Source organism: Amycolatopsis sp. 3B14 (genome assembly GCF_050958625.1).
GTDB classification, from domain to species: domain Bacteria; phylum Actinomycetota; class Actinomycetes; order Mycobacteriales; family Pseudonocardiaceae; genus Amycolatopsis_E; species Amycolatopsis_E thermoflava.
This window is the reverse complement of sequence record NZ_JBHZEN010000048.1, coordinates 113,196-128,124: the sequence shown is the minus strand read 5'-3', so window position 1 is coordinate 128,124 and position 14,929 is coordinate 113,196. Positions and strand designations below refer to the sequence as shown.

Genomic DNA, 14,929 nt, shown 5'->3' with positions numbered 1-14,929 from the left:
ACCACGAACTTTAGCGGTCACCCCGGTGACGAATTCTCACCAACTGTCTCAGGAACAGAACGACTGCACGTCACGCTGCGTGCAGTCGCACGGCCCTTGTCCAGTGTTATCTATCTCACTATCCGGAAGGTGGGACCGGCCTGTGACAAGTTGTCGGGAAATGTCCCACAGCGACCCCCGGAACCTCACAGGGTCTTGACGTGACCGTTGGAGCTGCACGATCCTGCGCCTTACCTCGTGATCTACTGCCACCCGTTCGGGTACCCCTTGCGTCACCGAGAGTAGATAGGGGCGACAGGCTCCACTTCCAGGAGGGATCCGGCCACACCATGACGGCTTCGACACGGCGACGGCGCCTCGCGGTCCTGCTCACGGCGGTCGCGCTCGGCGCGGTGACCGCGTGCACCTCGAGCGGGGGCGCGGTACCGAACAGCGGCGGGAGCGCGAACCAGGAGCAGAGCCTCCTCGACCGGGCGCCGGTGGCGTCCGACGCGGACCTCGCGACCAGCCCGACGGCGCAGGCGATCAAGCAGCGCGGGCAGATCCTCATCGGCAGCCAGCTGGACACGCCGCTGCTGTCCCAGCAGAACCCGACGACCGGCCAGACCGAGGGGTTCGACGCGATCCTCGGCCGGTTGCTGGCGAAGTACATCCTGGGCCAGCCGAACGTCAAGATCGTCAATTCCACGTCGCAGATCCGCGAGGCGTTGCTGCAGAACAACACCGTCGACGTGGTTCTGCACACCTATTCGATCACGCCCGCCCGCGCGGAGAAGGTGTCCTTCGCCGGGCCGTATTTCGTGTCCGGGCCCGCGATCATGGCGCGCAAGGGCGATACGAGCGTCACCAAGCCCCAGGACCTCAAGGGCAAGCGGGTGCTGGCGGTGACGAACTCGACCGGTTCGGCCATGGTCCAGCAGTACGAGCCGGCGCAGGTGATCACGCTGAGCACGAACTCGGAGTGCGTGACGGCGCTGGAGCAGGGGCGCGGCGACGCGTACGTGAACGACCTGACGCAGCTGGCCGGGAACGCGCAGACGAACGACAAGGTGCAGATCGTCAGCGGGACCTTCGGGCAGGACCCGTACGGCATCGGCATCCACCACGGCGACGAGACGTTCAAGCGGTTCGTCAACACCTGGCTGGAGAAGATCCAGGCCGCGGGGCTGTGGCAGGAGGCGTACAAGCAGACGCTGGGGACGGTCATCCCGGGTGACGCGCCTGTTCCGCCCAAGACGGGTTCCGTCCCGGGCTCGTGACCGGGTGGGGCGATCACCTCGGGGAATTCGCCGAGGGCGCGCTGAACACGGTGCTGCTCACCGTGTTCAGCGCGGTGGGCGCGGTGGTGCTCGCGGTGGTCATCACCGCATTCCGGATTTGCCCGGTCCGCCCGCTGCGGGCTTTCGGCGCCGGGTACGTCGAGTTGTTCCAGAACATTCCGCTCGCGGTGTGGCTGGTGCTGTTCGTATTCGGCCTGCCCACGGTGGGAATCCGATTCGAACTGTTCACGACGGCCATCCTCGCGACCGCGTTGTACATGGCTTCGTATTACGCGGAAACACTGCGGGCCGGAGTGAACGGAGTGGAGAGGGGCCAAGCCGAGGCGGCGCGTGCGCTGGGGCTCGGCTTCGGACAGTCACTGTCGGCGGTGGTGCTGCCGCAGGCGCTGCGCACGATCATCCAGCCGCTCGGGAACGTCACCATCCAGCTGCTGATGAACACCGCCCTCGCCGCGGCGGTCGGAGTGGTCGAACTGACGGAGGCGACGAACCGGGTCAACCTGGCGCTGGCGGAGCCGCTGCCGTTGTACATCGGCGCGGGGCTCTGCTACGCCGTGCTGGCGCTGGTGATCTCCACGGGGGCCGGGGTGCTGGACCGGAAGCTGGCGATCCCCCGGTGAGCGGGGTGACGATGGGCGCGGTGGCACGGGGACCCGAGGTGGGCGCGCCGGGCGGGGTCATTTCCAGGAAACCGCGCCAAATTTGGTGGAACTTCAGCGCGCACGACTGGCCCACCGACCACCGCGAAGCTGTCTCCCGGTCGCAGCACCAATGGCCAGACCGCCGCGCCATGACTGGCCCAACCGACGCGCGACCGACCCAGCCGCGCCCAGCCGGCCCGCCCAGTCGCCGCCGCCGCGCCAGCCAGCCGCCCACTCGCACCCGCCGCCACACCGGCCAGCCCGCCCAGTCGCACCCGCCGCCGCGCCAGCCAGCCAGCCAGCCGCACCCGCCGCTGCGCCAGCCGGCCCGCCCAGCTGGCGCAGCCACCACAGCACCCACTCAACCTCACCCACCGCTGTACCACCCGCCCAACCGCGCTGCCCGAGGGGCCAATCGCGGCGGCACGACCTACCCACTCACCCCCTGGCGCATGAACCGTCCAACCAACGCCCCACGAGAGGGCCAACTGTGCTGAACCAGGCAGGCCAGCGATGACCTCGGTGCTCTTCGACGATCCCGGTCCGCGCGCCCGGCGGCGCATCCGCATCGCCACCGTGGTCGCGGTCCTGGCCGGTCTCGTGCTCGTCGCGCTGGCGGTGCGGCAGTTCGCGATCAACGGGGAGCTCTCGGCGGGGCGCTGGGCGCCCTACGGCTCCTGGCCCATGTGGCGTTACCTCCTCGGCGGCCTCGGCGGCACGGCCCTCGCCGCGGTGCTGGCCATCGCCATCGCGATGGCGGCCGGGCTCGTGCTCGCCTTCGGGCGCATCTCCCGGCACGCCGCGGTCCGCGCGCCGGCCCGGGCGTACGTCGAGGTCGTCCGGGTCGTCCCGCTGCTCCTGCTGATCTACTTCGCGATGTTCGCGCTGCCCCGGTACGGCGTGGACCTGCCGCTGCTCTGGAAGCTCGTCCTGCCGATCGCGGTGTCCCGCGCGGCCCAGTTCGCCGAGATCTTCCGCAGCGGCTTCCGCTCCCTCGAAGCCGGCCAGGGCGAGGCGGCGGCCGCGCTCGGGATGCGGCCGTCACAGTCGATGCGGTACGTGATCTTCCCGCAAGCCATCCGCCGCGTGGTGCCCGCGCTCATCAGCCAGGCCGCCGGCGTCGTCAAGGACACCTCGCTCGGGATCGTCGTCAGCTACGCCGAACTCCTGCAGAGCGGCAAGGTCCTCGCCGGCTACAACCGGCTCCTGATCCAGACCTACCTGATCATCGCGCTGCTCTACTTCGCGATCAACTACGCCCTGTCCCGCCTGGCCCGCGCGATCGACGCCCGGCAGCGGCTCGCCGGGATCGAACCCGTCAGTTCTCCGGGCCCCGCGCGTCGCGGGCTCGGGCGAACCCGTTCTGCAGCCGCGACATCCGGTGCCGAACCTCGTCGGGATCGAGTGAGAGCGTAGGCGGGTCGAACGAGTCGGGCCGCCGCCGCACCTGCTGCGGGAAGTCCGGCGCCTTCCCGTCGACCTCGTCGCCATCCGCCGACGGCCACTGCGGCTCGGCCGCCTGCCCGTTCGCCGCGGCGTCACGGCGAACCGGCCTGTGCTCGCCCGTCGTGAACCACCGCGACAGCACCGCCTGGTACGCCGGCATCCGCTCGGTCGGCTCTTCTTCCTCCGGCGGGAAAGCATCGTTGTCCGCCGTCGGCCAGTCCACCCCGTCCTCGGTTCGTCCGCGGCGCGGCTCGTCCCGCACCACCGGGATCAACTCCGTGTCGCCCGGCTCCGGCTCCGGTGCGGGCTCGGGTTCGGGCGCTGGTTCCGGCTCGGGCAGCGGGATCGGCTTGAGCGACGGCAGCGAAACCGGCACCGGCGGCGGCTCGGGAGCAGCCGGCGGCGCGGGCAGCGGCTCCGGCACCGGCGCCACGTTCTCGATCACCAGCCCGGCCGGGACGACGACCGTCGCGACCAGCCCGCCACCGTCCGCCGACCGCAACCGCACCTGGATGTCGTGTCGCTTCGCGAGCGTGGCGACGACGAACAGGCCCATCCGCCGCGACACCTCGACGTCCACCGCGGGCGGGTTCGCCAGCCGCTTGTTGGCGCGGTCGATCTCCGGCTGCGGCATGCCCGCGCCCTGGTCGGTGATGTGCACGTGCCAGGCGCCGTCTTCGGCCAGCGAGCTGACCACCGTCACCGTCTTGTCCGACGGCGAGTAGAGGGTCGCGTTCTCCAGCAGCTCGGACACGACGTGCACCAGGTCGTTGCACGCCTCGCCGCGGATCGCGATCTCCGGCATCGCGGTCAGCTCGATCCGCTGGTAGTGCTCCACCTCGGACAACGCCGCGCCGATGATCTCCTCGGCGGCCACCGGTTCGGCCTTCTCGTCACCGAAGTCGTGCCCGGACAGGACGAGCAGGTTCTCGCTGTTGCGGCGCATCCGCGTGGCGAGGTGGTCGAGTTCGAACAGGCCGCCGAGCGTCTCCGGGTCCTGCTCGTCGGCCTCCATCCGGTCCAGCACGGCCAGCTGGCGTTCGACCAGGTCCTGGCTGCGCTTGGACAGGTTCACGAACATCGCGTTGATGTTCTCCCGCAGGAGCGCCTGCTCACCGGCCAGCCGCACCGCCTGCCCGTGCACGGCGTCGAACGCGCGGGCGACCTGGCCGACCTCCTCACGCGTGAACACGGGCACCGGCGCCACGCCGCGGTGGGCGGTCATGAAGTCCGGATGCGGGTCGGCGAGGATCTCGTCCACCGCCGCGGGCAGCCGGTGCTCGGCGACGTCGAACGCGTTGTTGCGCAGGATCCGCAGCGGCCGCAGCAGCGATCGCCCGATGACCACGGCGAGCACCGCGCACAGCAGCAGCACCCCGAAGACCACCGCCGCGTTGACGATCGCCGAGCGTCGCGCGTCGGTGGCGAGCGCGTCGCACCGCTGCTGCGTCTGCACCTGCAGCGTCTGCTGGAACTGGTAGGCGAGGTCGATGGTCCCGGTGATCGCCTGGTCCCACTGGCGGGAGTCGAGGCCGGACAGGCTCTGCCCGTTCTCCGTCCTGGTGATGGCCAGCTCGAAGAGCGTGTTCGCCGACTGCACGGCCGGTCCGGCGACGGTCTGTTCGTAGGAGCGCTGCTCGGCGGCGGTGGCGAACTTGCGGTAATCGTTCTGCGCGGCGGCGAGCTGGGCGTCCGCGCCGAGGAGCTTCCGCAGCCGGTCGTCGGAGACCTCGCCCTCCGCGAACGCCTGCCCGAGCACCGCGCGCTTGACCGACATCTGGTCCTTCACACGGGCGAGCGCGTTCGCGGCCAGCCGCAGCCGCGCGACCTCGGCGTCCGCGATCTCGGCGACGGCCTGGTCCGACAGGTCGAGCACACCCGAGATGAGGTCGCTGTAGGAGGTCAGGATCGAATCCGCCGACGAGTTCGAGAACTCGCCCGAATAACGCAGTCCCGGCAGCGCGTCGAGCCGGGACTGGGCCTCTTTCAGACCCGCGGCGCTGGCCGGCGAGAGCCGCGACTGCTGTGCGGCGAGCTCCCGCGCGAACGCACCGGCCGCCTGGTCCACGCGGGCGCGCTGGTCCCGCACGTCGCTGAGCCCGTTCCGTCGCTGCCCGGCGACGTAGCGCACGGTGACGTCCCGCTCGCGCTGCAGTTCGTTCACCACCGCGTTGACACCCGCGTCCACGCGGGCGTGCGCGGCGAGCTCGGCCAGCTGTTCCGCGTGCCCCAGGTCGGAGCGCACGTGGAGAGTGATGAGCGCCAGCACGGTCAGCATCGGGATGAGCAGGACGGCGATCAGCTTCGTGCGCAGCCGCCAGTTCCGCAGCCGCCACCGGCTGCCTGCACGGTTGTCCGGCCGCCGGTCCAGCGCCTCACCGCTCTCGGGACGCTTGTGCCGCCGGGCCACCTGACTTCCTTCTCTAGCCGTTCTGCCGGACTCGGATCGGCACCGGCTGGGTCACCAACCCCGGAGAGGGTAGCGACCCCGGACACACACGCCCCGCCCGCGCTACTCGTGAAGAGGTCCGCCGGGCGATCGTATTGGCCCGGGAGCGCGGCTTCCACCCACCAGCCGAAATCTTTCGCTGGGCAAGACGTCCGACACTCCCCGTGTCGTTCCCCGCTGTGGCCTTCGCCACGATCTACCGCGCGCCGAGCCTGCCGAACCCGCCGTCGAGCAGCCTGAACGCCTCGTCCGCATCCGCCCTGGCCTGTGGAAACACCTCGTCGGCCGACCGGCCGGACGCAATCGCCCGGTGGTTCTCGCGCGCCAGGGCCCACAGCACCGAGACGATCGCCGCCGCGGCCACCCGCGCCTCGCCGGGCCCCACCCCGGCAGTGTCCGCCAGCGCCCCTGCCAAGGCCTCCTCCGCCGTCTGGTTGAACTCGAGCATCCGCGCGAGCAGCGCCTGCGTGGCGAAGATCATCCGGTACAGCGCGAGGATCTCCGGGGCGTCGTTGAGCCCGGTGATCGGGTCCCGCCGCTCGAGCCCGTCGAAGAAGTGGCTCCGGAGCGCCTCCAGCGGCGTCCGGTCGCCCGGACGTTCCCGGACCACCCGGGCACTTTCCGTCTCGTGGTCGGCGAAGCGGTGGACGACCAGCGACTCCTTCGTCGGGAAGTAGGCGAACAGGGTGCGCCGCGAAACCTCCGCCACGTCGGCGATCTGCGCGATGGACACCTGGTCGAACCCGTGCTCGAGGAACAGGCGGATCGCGGCGTTGGAGATCGCCTCGCGGGTGCGCTGTTTCTTCCGCTCGCGAAGTCCGGCCGGCTCGGTCATCGCCCCAGACTACCAACTCCTTTCACTCGGTGATAATTTGCACTCAGTCTACTTTTGTACCCAGGAGGACTCGTGGGCATCGACGTCGTCATCGCCGGAGCCGGACCGACCGGCCTTACCCTCGCTCACGAACTCGCGCTGGCGGGAGTCCGGACCGTGGTCGTCGAACCGCTGACCGAGCGCGTCGAACAGACCAAGGGCGGCACGATCCAGCCCCGGACCGCCGAACTGCTCGAACAGCGCGGCCTGCTCGACGCCATGCAGGACCGGGCCCACGAACGCGAACCGGTGGGCGGTCACTTCGCCACCCTGCCCGTGCCGCTCGACTACTCGTCCTGGCCGACGCGGCACCCCTTCCCCCTTTCCATCCGCCAGGACCTCGTGGAAGAGGTCCTGGAACAAGCCGCCCTCGCCCGCGGCGCGGAACTGCGGCGAGGACAGCCGGTCACCGGCGTTACGCAGGACGCCGGCAGCGTCACGGTCACGATCGGCGATGACGCGCTTCCCGCCCGCTACCTCGTCGCCTGCGACGGCGCGCACAGCCCTGTCCGCAAGCTGCTCGGCCTCCCCTTCCCCGGCCGGCCCGGCACCTTCCAGGCCGTGTTGGCCGAGATCCGGCTCGCCTCGGCGTCCGCGCTCGTGCCCCGGCGCGCCGGTCACATCAGCGCCCTGACCCGGCACGCCGGCGGCTACTGGTCGATGCTCGTGCCGGTCGGCGGCGACCGGTACCGCTTCACCTTCGGCCGCGAAGACCAGTCCAGCGTCCAGGGCCCGGTGACGGACGACGAGATCACCGACGCCCTCACCGCGGTCTACGGCCGGGACACCGAGCTGGCAAGCGTCCTCACCGCGTCCCGGTGGAGCGACGCGACCCGGCAGCTGGAGCGGTACCGGCACGGCCGGATCCTGTTCGCGGGGGATGCGGCGCACATCCATCCGCCACTCGGCGGCCAGGGCCTGAACCTCGGCGTGCAGGATGCCGTCAACCTCGGCTGGAAGCTGGCGGCCACCGTGCACGGCTGGGCCCCGGACGACCTGCTGGACACCTACCAGGAGGAACGGCATCCCGCGGCGGCCCGCGTGCTCCACCACACCTCGGCCCAGCGCGTGCTCGCCGTGCCGAACCCGTCCGATGACGTCGTCGCGCTGCGCGAGGTCTTCACCGACCTCCTGCGACTGCCCGACACGAACCACTACCTGGCCGGGATGATGTCCGGTTTGGACGCGGCGGGGCGGGTGCCCGACGCCGACCTGCGCACCGGCGACGGAAGGACCCGCCTGTCGGCGCTCCTGCGCTCGGGCCGCGGCCTGCTGCTCGACCTCACCGGCGGCCACCCACTGCCGCCGGGCTGGTCCGATCGCGTCGACCGGGTCCGGGCCGAACCGGACCACCAGCTCACCGAGCCCGCCCTGCTGATCCGGCCGGACGGCCGCTGCTGCTGGACCCCGGATGGCGGGCCCCTGGACGCCGCGCTGACCCGCTGGTTCGGCGCTCCCGCCGATGACCAGCACGGCTCGGCCTCTGGCAACGCCGTATAAAGGAAGACGTGACCGATGGCCCGTTGATCGTCCAATCCGACAAGACCGTGCTGCTCGAAGTCGACCACTCGATGGCCGACGACGCCCGGATCGCGATCGCCCCGTTCGCCGAACTGGAACGGGCCCCCGAGCACGTGCACACCTACCGCGTGACACCGCTTGCGTTGTGGAACGCGCGCGCCGCCGGTCACGACGCCGAGCAGGTGGTGGACGCCCTCACCACCTACTCGCGCTTCCCGGTCCCGCAGCCGTTGCTGATCGACATCGTCGACACGATGGCGCGGTTCGGGCGGCTGCAGATCACCAACAACCCCGCTCACGGCCTGGTCATGACCACGACCGACCGCGCGGTGCTGGAAGAGGTGCTGCGCAACAAGAAGATCAGCCCGATGCTGGGCACCCGGATCGACGACGACACCGTCCTGGTGCACCCGTCCGAGCGGGGCCGGCTCAAGCAGGCGCTGCTCAAGGTGGGCTGGCCCGCCGAGGACCTGGCGGGCTACGTCGACGGCGAGGCGCACCCGATGCAGCTGGCCGAGACCGGCTGGGGCCTGCGCGACTACCAGCGGCAGGCCGCGGAGGCGTTCTGGGCAGGCGGTTCCGGCGTTGTCGTGCTGCCTTGCGGCGCGGGCAAGACGCTCGTCGGCGCCGCGGCGATGGCGCGCGCGCAGGCCACCACCCTCATCCTGGTCACCAACACCGTCGCGGGACGCCAGTGGAAGCGCGAGCTGGTGGCCCGCACGTCGCTGACCGAGGACGAGATCGGCGAGTACTCCGGCGAGAAGAAGGAGATCCGCCCGGTCACCATCGCCACCTACCAGGTGATCACGCGCAAGTCCAAAGGCGAGTACAAGCACCTGGAGCTGTTCGACTCCCGGGACTGGGGCCTGATCGTCTACGACGAGGTGCACCTGCTGCCTGCGCCCGTCTTCCGGATGACCGCGGACCTGCAGTCGCGCCGCCGGCTCGGGCTGACCGCGACGCTGGTGCGCGAGGACGGCCGTGAGGGCGACGTGTTCTCGCTCATCGGCCCCAAGCGGTACGACGCGCCGTGGCGCGACATCGAGGCGCAGGGCTGGATCGCCCCGGCGGAGTGCATCGAGGTGCGGGTGACCCTCACCGACAACGAGCGCCTGCTGTACGCCACGGCCGAATCCGAGGACAAGTACAAGCTCGCGGCCACCGCCCGCACGAAGATCCCGGTCGTGAAGTCCATTCTGGACAAGCACGCGGGCGATCAGACGCTGGTGATCGGCGCGTACCTGGACCAGCTCGAGGAACTCGGCGCCGAACTGAACGCGCCGGTGATCCAGGGGTCCACGCGGAACAAGGAGCGCGAGGCGCTGTTCGACGCGTTCCGGCGCGGTGAGATCGACAAGCTCGTGGTGTCGAAGGTCGCCAACTTCTCGATCGACCTGCCGGAGGCGACGGTCGCCATCCAGGTCTCGGGCACGTTCGGTTCCCGGCAGGAGGAGGCCCAGCGGCTCGGCCGGCTGTTGCGCCCGAAGGCCGACGGCAGGCAGGCGCACTTCTACTCGGTGGTCTCGCGGGACACGCTGGACACCGAGTACGCCGCGCACCGGCAGCGCTTCCTCGCCGAACAGGGCTACGCGTACTCGATCCACGACGCGGACGCCTACCTGTAGCGCGCCGCGGAGAGCGTTCCGCGGCGCGAGCGCGGTTTGCCACGCGCCTGCCCCGCCTCCGTGCAGAGGCGGCGGCAACCCGGCGACCGCACGGTGGACTGCCGCGCCCGCGAGGCATAGTCCACGCGAAAACGTGGAATCCCCCGGACGTGGTTTGGGCAGGAGTGTGCTTCGTCGTCGTGGTGTTCGCGGTAGCGGCCACGGCGATGTGGCGCCGTGCCCGTGGCTCCGAGGCGTCAGTGGCGCGCCGTCTGTCGCGGGCGTCGTCGTGGGCCGGCTTCGTGCTCGCGGCGGTGCCCAGCACGGTGTGGCTGGTCCTGTGGCTCTCCGGCGGTGAGCCGAAGGCGCTGATCGGTCTCGCGGGACTGGTGCTGTCGGCGGCTCCGGTGGTCGCCGGGTACCGGTGGCCGCGCCTGGTCGTGCCGTCATTGGTCCTGTGTCTCCTGGCTTCGATGGGGATGGCTGTCGCCTGGCAGCACCTGTTCGTGTTGCTGCCGCTCGCGCTCGCGCTGACTGGGGCCTGGCTGCTCGCCCTCGCCCTGCACGTGCGGTCCGGTACTCACGCAGGTGCAGGCGAAACCCCAGTTCAACGGCGGGGTGCGACCCGCTCGTGACCGAAGCTACCACGAATCTCGAACACCCGTTCGACCGATCGGGTGAACCGGCGAAAACTAAATCTCGGGCCCGGAAACTGTCGTACCCTCGAACTACTGTTCGACCTCATCGACGCAGTCCATCCCGAGGAGGTCTCGTGACCACCGCCGCCACACCCGAGGAAAGCCTCGTCGCCGAGGCCCTCACCGACACCGAACTGCCGCCCGGCCGCTGGATCGGGCGGATGTGGGTCTCCGACGATCCGCTGGCCGACCCCGGCCGGTACCGGGCCTGCATCGCCGGTTTCGACCGGTCGGGGCTGTGGCCCGTGCTGATCCCGCACGACCCGCGTTTCGCCGCGACCGGCGAGGACTGGCTGACCGATCGCGGCCGTCTCGCACCCGCCGTCCACCGCGTCGGCAACGTCGACGTCGCCGCCACGCTGGCCCGGTGGTGGGACCCGTTCTGCTGCCCGGACGGCACCGGGTGCCTGCGGCCGTACAGCGCCGGTTTCCCCGGGCTGGCGAAGAAGTCCCAGCTGCGGGTGGACCCGCTCGCCGAAGCAGGCAACACCGGCTCGATCCTGGTCCGGCGCGCGCCGCACCGCCTCGGCCTGGTGCCGGTCGAACGGCCCGCCGACGTCCCCGCCGCACTCGGCTGGACGGGCATGATCAAGTCCACGGACGAGGTCGCCGCCGTGTCCGCGGTCCTGCGCAGCTGGGAGGACCGGTTCGGGGCGACGCTCATCGTGCTCGGGTTCGACGAGCTGGAGCTCTCGGTCGCCGCGCCGCCGCGCAACCAGAACCGCTCGCTCGTCCTCGCCGCCGAGCACCGCGCGTTCAGCCTGCGCAGCTTCTCCGGGCAGCCGGGCACCCTCCGCGAGTACGCCGCGGGCCTGGTGCACCGGCGGCACTGGAGGTTCTCCTGGGACTGACGGAGTTGAGGAGGTCACCATCGCCGAAATCCGGGTGGGCACCTCGGGCTGGCGGTACCCGCCGTGGCGGGGCACGTTCTACCCGAAGGGCCTGGCGCAGCGCCGCGAGCTGGAGTACATCTCGCGGCAGGTGAACTCCGTGGAGATCAACGGCTCGTTCTACTCGCTCCAACGCCCGGAGCGGTACCGGGCCTGGGCGGAGCAGACGCCGGACGACTTCGTGTTCGCCGTGAAGGGCGGTCGCTTCATCACCCACATGAAGCGCCTGGCCGACACGGAGACACCGCTGGCGAACTTCTTCGCGTCGGGGGTGCTGGCGCTGGGCCACAAGCTCGGGCCGATCCTCTGGCAGCTGCCTGCGAACTTCGCGTTCGAACCCGGACGGTTCGCGGAGTTCTTCGCGAGCCTGCCCCGGGACACCCGGGCGGCCGCGGAACTGGCCCGCAAGCACGACGACAAACTGAAGGGAGAGGCCCACACCGAAGCCGGCACAAACCGGCCCCTGCGCTACGCGCTCGAACCGCGGCACCCGAGTTTCTCCTCGGACGAGTGCCGGAAACTCTTGCAGGACAACAACATCGCACTGGTGGCGGCCGACTCCGCCGGCACCTGGCCGAGTTTCGAGGAGGTGACCGCGGACTTCGTCTACGTCCGCCTGCACGGCGACGAGGAGCTCTACGCGAGTGGCTACACCGACGAGGCCCTGCAACGGTGGGCAGGAAAGATCCGCCGCTGGCGGCGGACCGGCGGCGGGAAGACGCGGGACGTGTACGTCTACTTCGACAACGACATCAAGGTGAAGGCGCCCGGCGACGCCATCGCGCTCGCGACCCGGCTGGGGGTCACGAGCCGCCCGATCGACCTGCCGTCCTGACAAGCCGACCGGGCGTCCTGAACAACGGGTCAGGCGCTCTTCGCCTGGGCGCGGTGCTTGCCCTCCGCGAACTCCTCGACCAGCTTGCTGCAGAAGGCGGGCAAGTCGTCCGGCTTGCGGCTGGTGACGAAACCGGAGTCGGTCACGACTTCCTCGTCCACCCACTCGGCGCCGGCGTTGCGCAGGTCGGTCTGCAGGGACGGCCAGGACGTCATCCGGCGGCCGCGCACCACGTCGGCCTCGATGAGGGTCCACGGGGCGTGGCAGATCGCCGCGACGGGCTTCTGCTGCGAGAAGAACCCGCGGACGAAGCGGACGGCGTCGGGGACGGTGCGGAGGAAGTCCGGGTTCGCCACACCGCCCGGCAGGACCAGCGCGTCGAAGTCGTCCGGCGAGACGTCCGTGACGACCTTGTCGACCGGGAACGTGTCGGCCTTGTCGAGGTGGTTGAACGCCTGGATGCTGCCCGGCGAAGTGGACACCAGTTCCGGCTGACCGCCCGCGTCCTGGACAGCCTTCCAGGGCTCGGTCAGTTCAACCTGCTCGGTGCCCTCCGGCGCGACGACGAAGGCCACTCGCTTACCGGAGAGTGTGTTCGCCACGATTGCACTCCTTCCGTTCCGGGGATTCAGCGATGAACTACCCGCGTCCGGGCGGGCGTGAAACATGCGGACGTACGATGAGAACAAGCCGATCAGGTGGCAGTCGGAGGGTTCGATGACGAGCACGACGGCCGGCGAAGGCCCTGGCCACGGCCCGCATTTCGTGCAGGCCGTCGGTCGCGCGTTCGCGATCCTGCGGTGTTTCGGGGCGGACCACCCCGCGCTGACGGCGAGCGCGGCGGCCAAGCGGACGGGACTGGACCGTGCGACCGCGCGTCGCTTGCTGCTCACCCTCGCCGACCTCGGGTACGTGCGTTACGACGGGCAGGCGTTCCGGCTCACGGCGCAGACTCTTGACCTGGGGTACTCCTACCTGTCCGGACTCGCCCTGCCCGAGATCGCGCAGCCGCACCTGCACGATCTGGCGCACCGGCTGAACGAGACGGCTTCGCTGGCCCTGCTCGACCGGGACGACGTGGTGAACCTGGCCGTCGTGCCCGGGCAGCGGCACGCTCCGCCGACCCTCGCCGTCGGCGCGCGGCGGCCCGCCCACGTCACCTCCAGCGGGCAGGTGCTGCTCGCCGCGCTGCCCGAAGACGAGCTCACGCGGCGGCTCGACGCGCTGCCGGACATCGCCGGGCTGCCGAAGGAGATCGAGCAGGTCCGGGAACGCGGGTGGGCCATGGCCGAACACGACGTCGACGACGACCTGCATGCGATCGCCGCGCCGGTGCGGCACCGGCGCGGCCGGGTGCTCGCCGCGGTGACCGCCTCGGTGCACCCGGACCGGCTCGGGCATGGCCTGGTCGAGCGGGACTACGTGCCCGAGCTGCTGCGCACGGCGTGGTCGATCGAGGCGGATCTGGCGAACCTGCCCGAGGGGTAAGCGTCAGTCGAAGCTGATCCAGGACTTGCCGGCGACCGACTGCACCGACGCGAACGCCTGCGCGGCCTCTTCCAGCGGGAACCGCGCCTGCAGCACCTTGCCCGGCCGGACCTTGTCGCGGTTGAGCAGGTCGACGGTCGTCTCGAAGTCGACCGGGTGGTCGTAGATGAGCGAGCCCTTGAGGGTGTGCTGGCGGTAGACCAGGTCGGCGGTGGTCAGCTCCAGCGGGCGCGAGTTGATGCCGACGAGCAGGGCGGTGCCGCCGCGGCGCAGGCGTGCCAGGCCGGCGCGCAGGGCCTGCGGGACCCCGGAGGTTTCGAAGAGGAGGTCGAACTCGCCGTCGACGCCGGTCTCGGCGCCGAACGACTGGGCCAGTTCGGCCCGCCCCTCGTGTGGTTCCTGGACCGCGACCGTCGCGCCGAGCGCCCGCAGCGCCAGGCACAGCAACAGGCCCTGCGAGCCGGCGCCGACCACGAGGACCCGCTGACCAGGCTCGACGCCGGACCGGCGGATCGCCGACCGCGCGACGGTCAGCGCCTCCGTGCAGACGAGGTCCTCCAGCGTGACCGTCTCCGCCGCGGGCCAGGCGAACTCGGCCGGGACCGCCACGTACTCGGCCAGCAGACCGGGGTGGTTCATGCCGACGATCACCCGCTCGGTGCACGCGGAGGTGAAACCGGCGACGCACGCCGCGCACCGGCCGCAGCAGTAGTTCGGCTCGATCGCGACCTGCTGGCCGACCACGCGGTCCGCAACGTCCGCCCCGACGGCCACGATCTCGCCGACGCCCTCGTGCCCCATCAGCCACGGCCGCTCGGGCACCTCGCGAGCGCCGCGGTAGACGCCGAGGTCCGACCCGCAGAGGCCGAGGCCCCGCATGCGCACGAGCACCTCACGTGGCCCGATCTCGGGTTCCGGCAGGTCGACGAGCCGCATCACCTCGGGCTCGGCCAGCACTACGGCCTTCATTCACTACCTCCACATGTCCGCACCTCGCATGCTAACCGCTAATTAACCAGTTAGTCCATTAGCTGAGGTTCGGTTCAGCGCGTTGGGCGGTGGAGCTGGTTCGCGGGAGGGGCGATCGGGGGGCGCGCAAGCAGGCCCGCGCGCCGATCGATCTGGCTGGACGGCGGGGCAGGCACGATACGCCGATCGGGGAGGACCTCGATCGTGGACTGGGCAGTCTCGAATTGGGTCATA

13 protein-coding genes are annotated in these 14,929 nt (G+C 70.7%); 9 read left to right on the top strand and 4 right to left on the bottom strand.

What is annotated here, in order from left to right; translation table 11 throughout:
- Positions 1-329 precede the first annotated feature (329 nt).
- The 3 genes from ACCP09_RS26335 (at position 330) to ACCP09_RS26325 (ending at position 3,337) form a co-directional block, all read left to right on the top strand.
- On the top strand, positions 330-1,259 hold the full coding sequence (locus tag ACCP09_RS26335; RefSeq protein WP_433751188.1) for a glutamate ABC transporter substrate-binding protein: 930 nt from the start codon (positions 330-332) through the stop codon (positions 1,257-1,259).
- Positions 1,256-1,900 (top strand): amino acid ABC transporter permease, encoded by a 645-nt coding sequence (locus ACCP09_RS26330; RefSeq protein ID WP_433751185.1) that lies wholly within the window; start codon positions 1,256-1,258, stop codon positions 1,898-1,900. Before ACCP09_RS26335 ends, ACCP09_RS26330 begins: the two co-directional genes overlap by 4 nt.
- 534 nt (positions 1,901-2,434) lie before the next feature.
- Positions 2,435-3,337 carry an ABC transporter permease subunit gene (locus ACCP09_RS26325; protein ID WP_433751182.1) on the top strand — a complete coding sequence of 301 codons (903 nt, stop codon included), beginning with the start codon at positions 2,435-2,437 and terminating at the stop codon, positions 3,335-3,337.
- On the opposite strand, the gene ACCP09_RS26320 is transcribed toward ACCP09_RS26325, so the two are convergent.
- The gene (locus tag ACCP09_RS26320) at positions 3,240-5,777 is read right to left on the bottom strand and encodes a sensor histidine kinase (RefSeq protein ID WP_433751179.1); all 2,538 of its coding nucleotides are present in this window, start codon (positions 5,775-5,777) and stop codon (positions 3,240-3,242) included. The genes ACCP09_RS26325 and ACCP09_RS26320 overlap by 98 nt on opposite strands.
- A 235-nt stretch (positions 5,778-6,012) precedes the next feature.
- Complete coding sequence (locus ACCP09_RS26315) at positions 6,013-6,651, bottom strand: TetR/AcrR family transcriptional regulator (protein ID WP_027933810.1); 639 nt, start codon at positions 6,649-6,651, stop codon at positions 6,013-6,015.
- A 72-nt stretch (positions 6,652-6,723) separates the two neighbouring features.
- On the opposite strand from ACCP09_RS26315, the gene ACCP09_RS26310 reads away from it, so the two are divergent.
- The 5 genes from ACCP09_RS26310 (at position 6,724) to ACCP09_RS26290 (ending at position 12,238) form a co-directional block, all read left to right on the top strand.
- Positions 6,724-8,190 (top strand): FAD-dependent monooxygenase, encoded by a 1,467-nt coding sequence (locus tag ACCP09_RS26310; RefSeq protein WP_433751175.1) that lies wholly within the window; start codon positions 6,724-6,726, stop codon positions 8,188-8,190.
- Positions 8,191-8,198: 8 nt separating this feature from the next.
- Entirely contained in the window at positions 8,199-9,836 is a 1,638-nt protein-coding gene (locus tag ACCP09_RS26305) for a DNA repair helicase XPB (protein ID WP_123684717.1), read from the top strand.
- Positions 9,837-9,985: 149 nt separating this feature from the next.
- Positions 9,986-10,450: a hypothetical protein gene (locus ACCP09_RS26300; protein ID WP_400983956.1), complete on the top strand. Its 465-nt coding sequence runs from the start codon at positions 9,986-9,988 to the stop codon at positions 10,448-10,450.
- A 137-nt stretch (positions 10,451-10,587) separates the two neighbouring features.
- Positions 10,588-11,364 (top strand): DUF4253 domain-containing protein, encoded by a 777-nt coding sequence (locus ACCP09_RS26295; RefSeq protein ID WP_027933807.1) that lies wholly within the window; start codon positions 10,588-10,590, stop codon positions 11,362-11,364.
- 34 nt (positions 11,365-11,398) lie between these two features.
- Entirely contained in the window at positions 11,399-12,238 is an 840-nt protein-coding gene (locus ACCP09_RS26290; protein WP_433751170.1) for a DUF72 domain-containing protein, read from the top strand.
- Positions 12,239-12,267: 29 nt separating this feature from the next.
- Here ACCP09_RS26290 and ACCP09_RS26285 read toward each other — a convergent pair whose 3' ends face one another.
- A complete protein-coding gene (locus tag ACCP09_RS26285) occupies positions 12,268-12,840 on the bottom strand; it encodes a type 1 glutamine amidotransferase domain-containing protein (protein WP_027933805.1) in 573 nt (190 codons plus the stop codon).
- A gap of 115 nt (positions 12,841-12,955) precedes the next feature.
- Here ACCP09_RS26285 and ACCP09_RS26280 point away from each other — a divergent pair, with 115 nt between their 5' ends.
- The gene (locus ACCP09_RS26280) at positions 12,956-13,726 is read left to right on the top strand and encodes an IclR family transcriptional regulator domain-containing protein (RefSeq protein ID WP_433751167.1); all 771 of its coding nucleotides are present in this window, start codon (positions 12,956-12,958) and stop codon (positions 13,724-13,726) included.
- Between the two features lie 3 nt (positions 13,727-13,729).
- On the opposite strand, the gene ACCP09_RS26275 is transcribed toward ACCP09_RS26280, so the two are convergent.
- Positions 13,730-14,695 (bottom strand): zinc-dependent alcohol dehydrogenase, encoded by a 966-nt coding sequence (locus ACCP09_RS26275; protein WP_433751164.1) that lies wholly within the window; start codon positions 14,693-14,695, stop codon positions 13,730-13,732.
- Positions 14,696-14,929 lie beyond the last annotated feature (234 nt).

Excerpts from the sequence above, each read along its gene's own strand:
- ACCP09_RS26280 (WP_433751167.1), top strand. The coding sequence starts at position 12,956 with ATGACGAGCACGACGGCCGGCGAAGGCCCTGGCCACGGCCCGCATTTC.
- ACCP09_RS26315 (WP_027933810.1), bottom strand. The coding sequence starts at position 6,651 with ATGACCGAGCCGGCCGGACTTCGCGAGCGGAAGAAACAGCGCACCCGC.
- ACCP09_RS26275 (WP_433751164.1), bottom strand. The coding sequence starts at position 14,695 with ATGAAGGCCGTAGTGCTGGCCGAGCCCGAGGTGATGCGGCTCGTCGAC.
- ACCP09_RS26335 (WP_433751188.1), top strand. The coding sequence starts at position 330 with ATGACGGCTTCGACACGGCGACGGCGCCTCGCGGTCCTGCTCACGGCG.
- ACCP09_RS26325 (WP_433751182.1), top strand. The coding sequence starts at position 2,435 with ATGACCTCGGTGCTCTTCGACGATCCCGGTCCGCGCGCCCGGCGGCGC.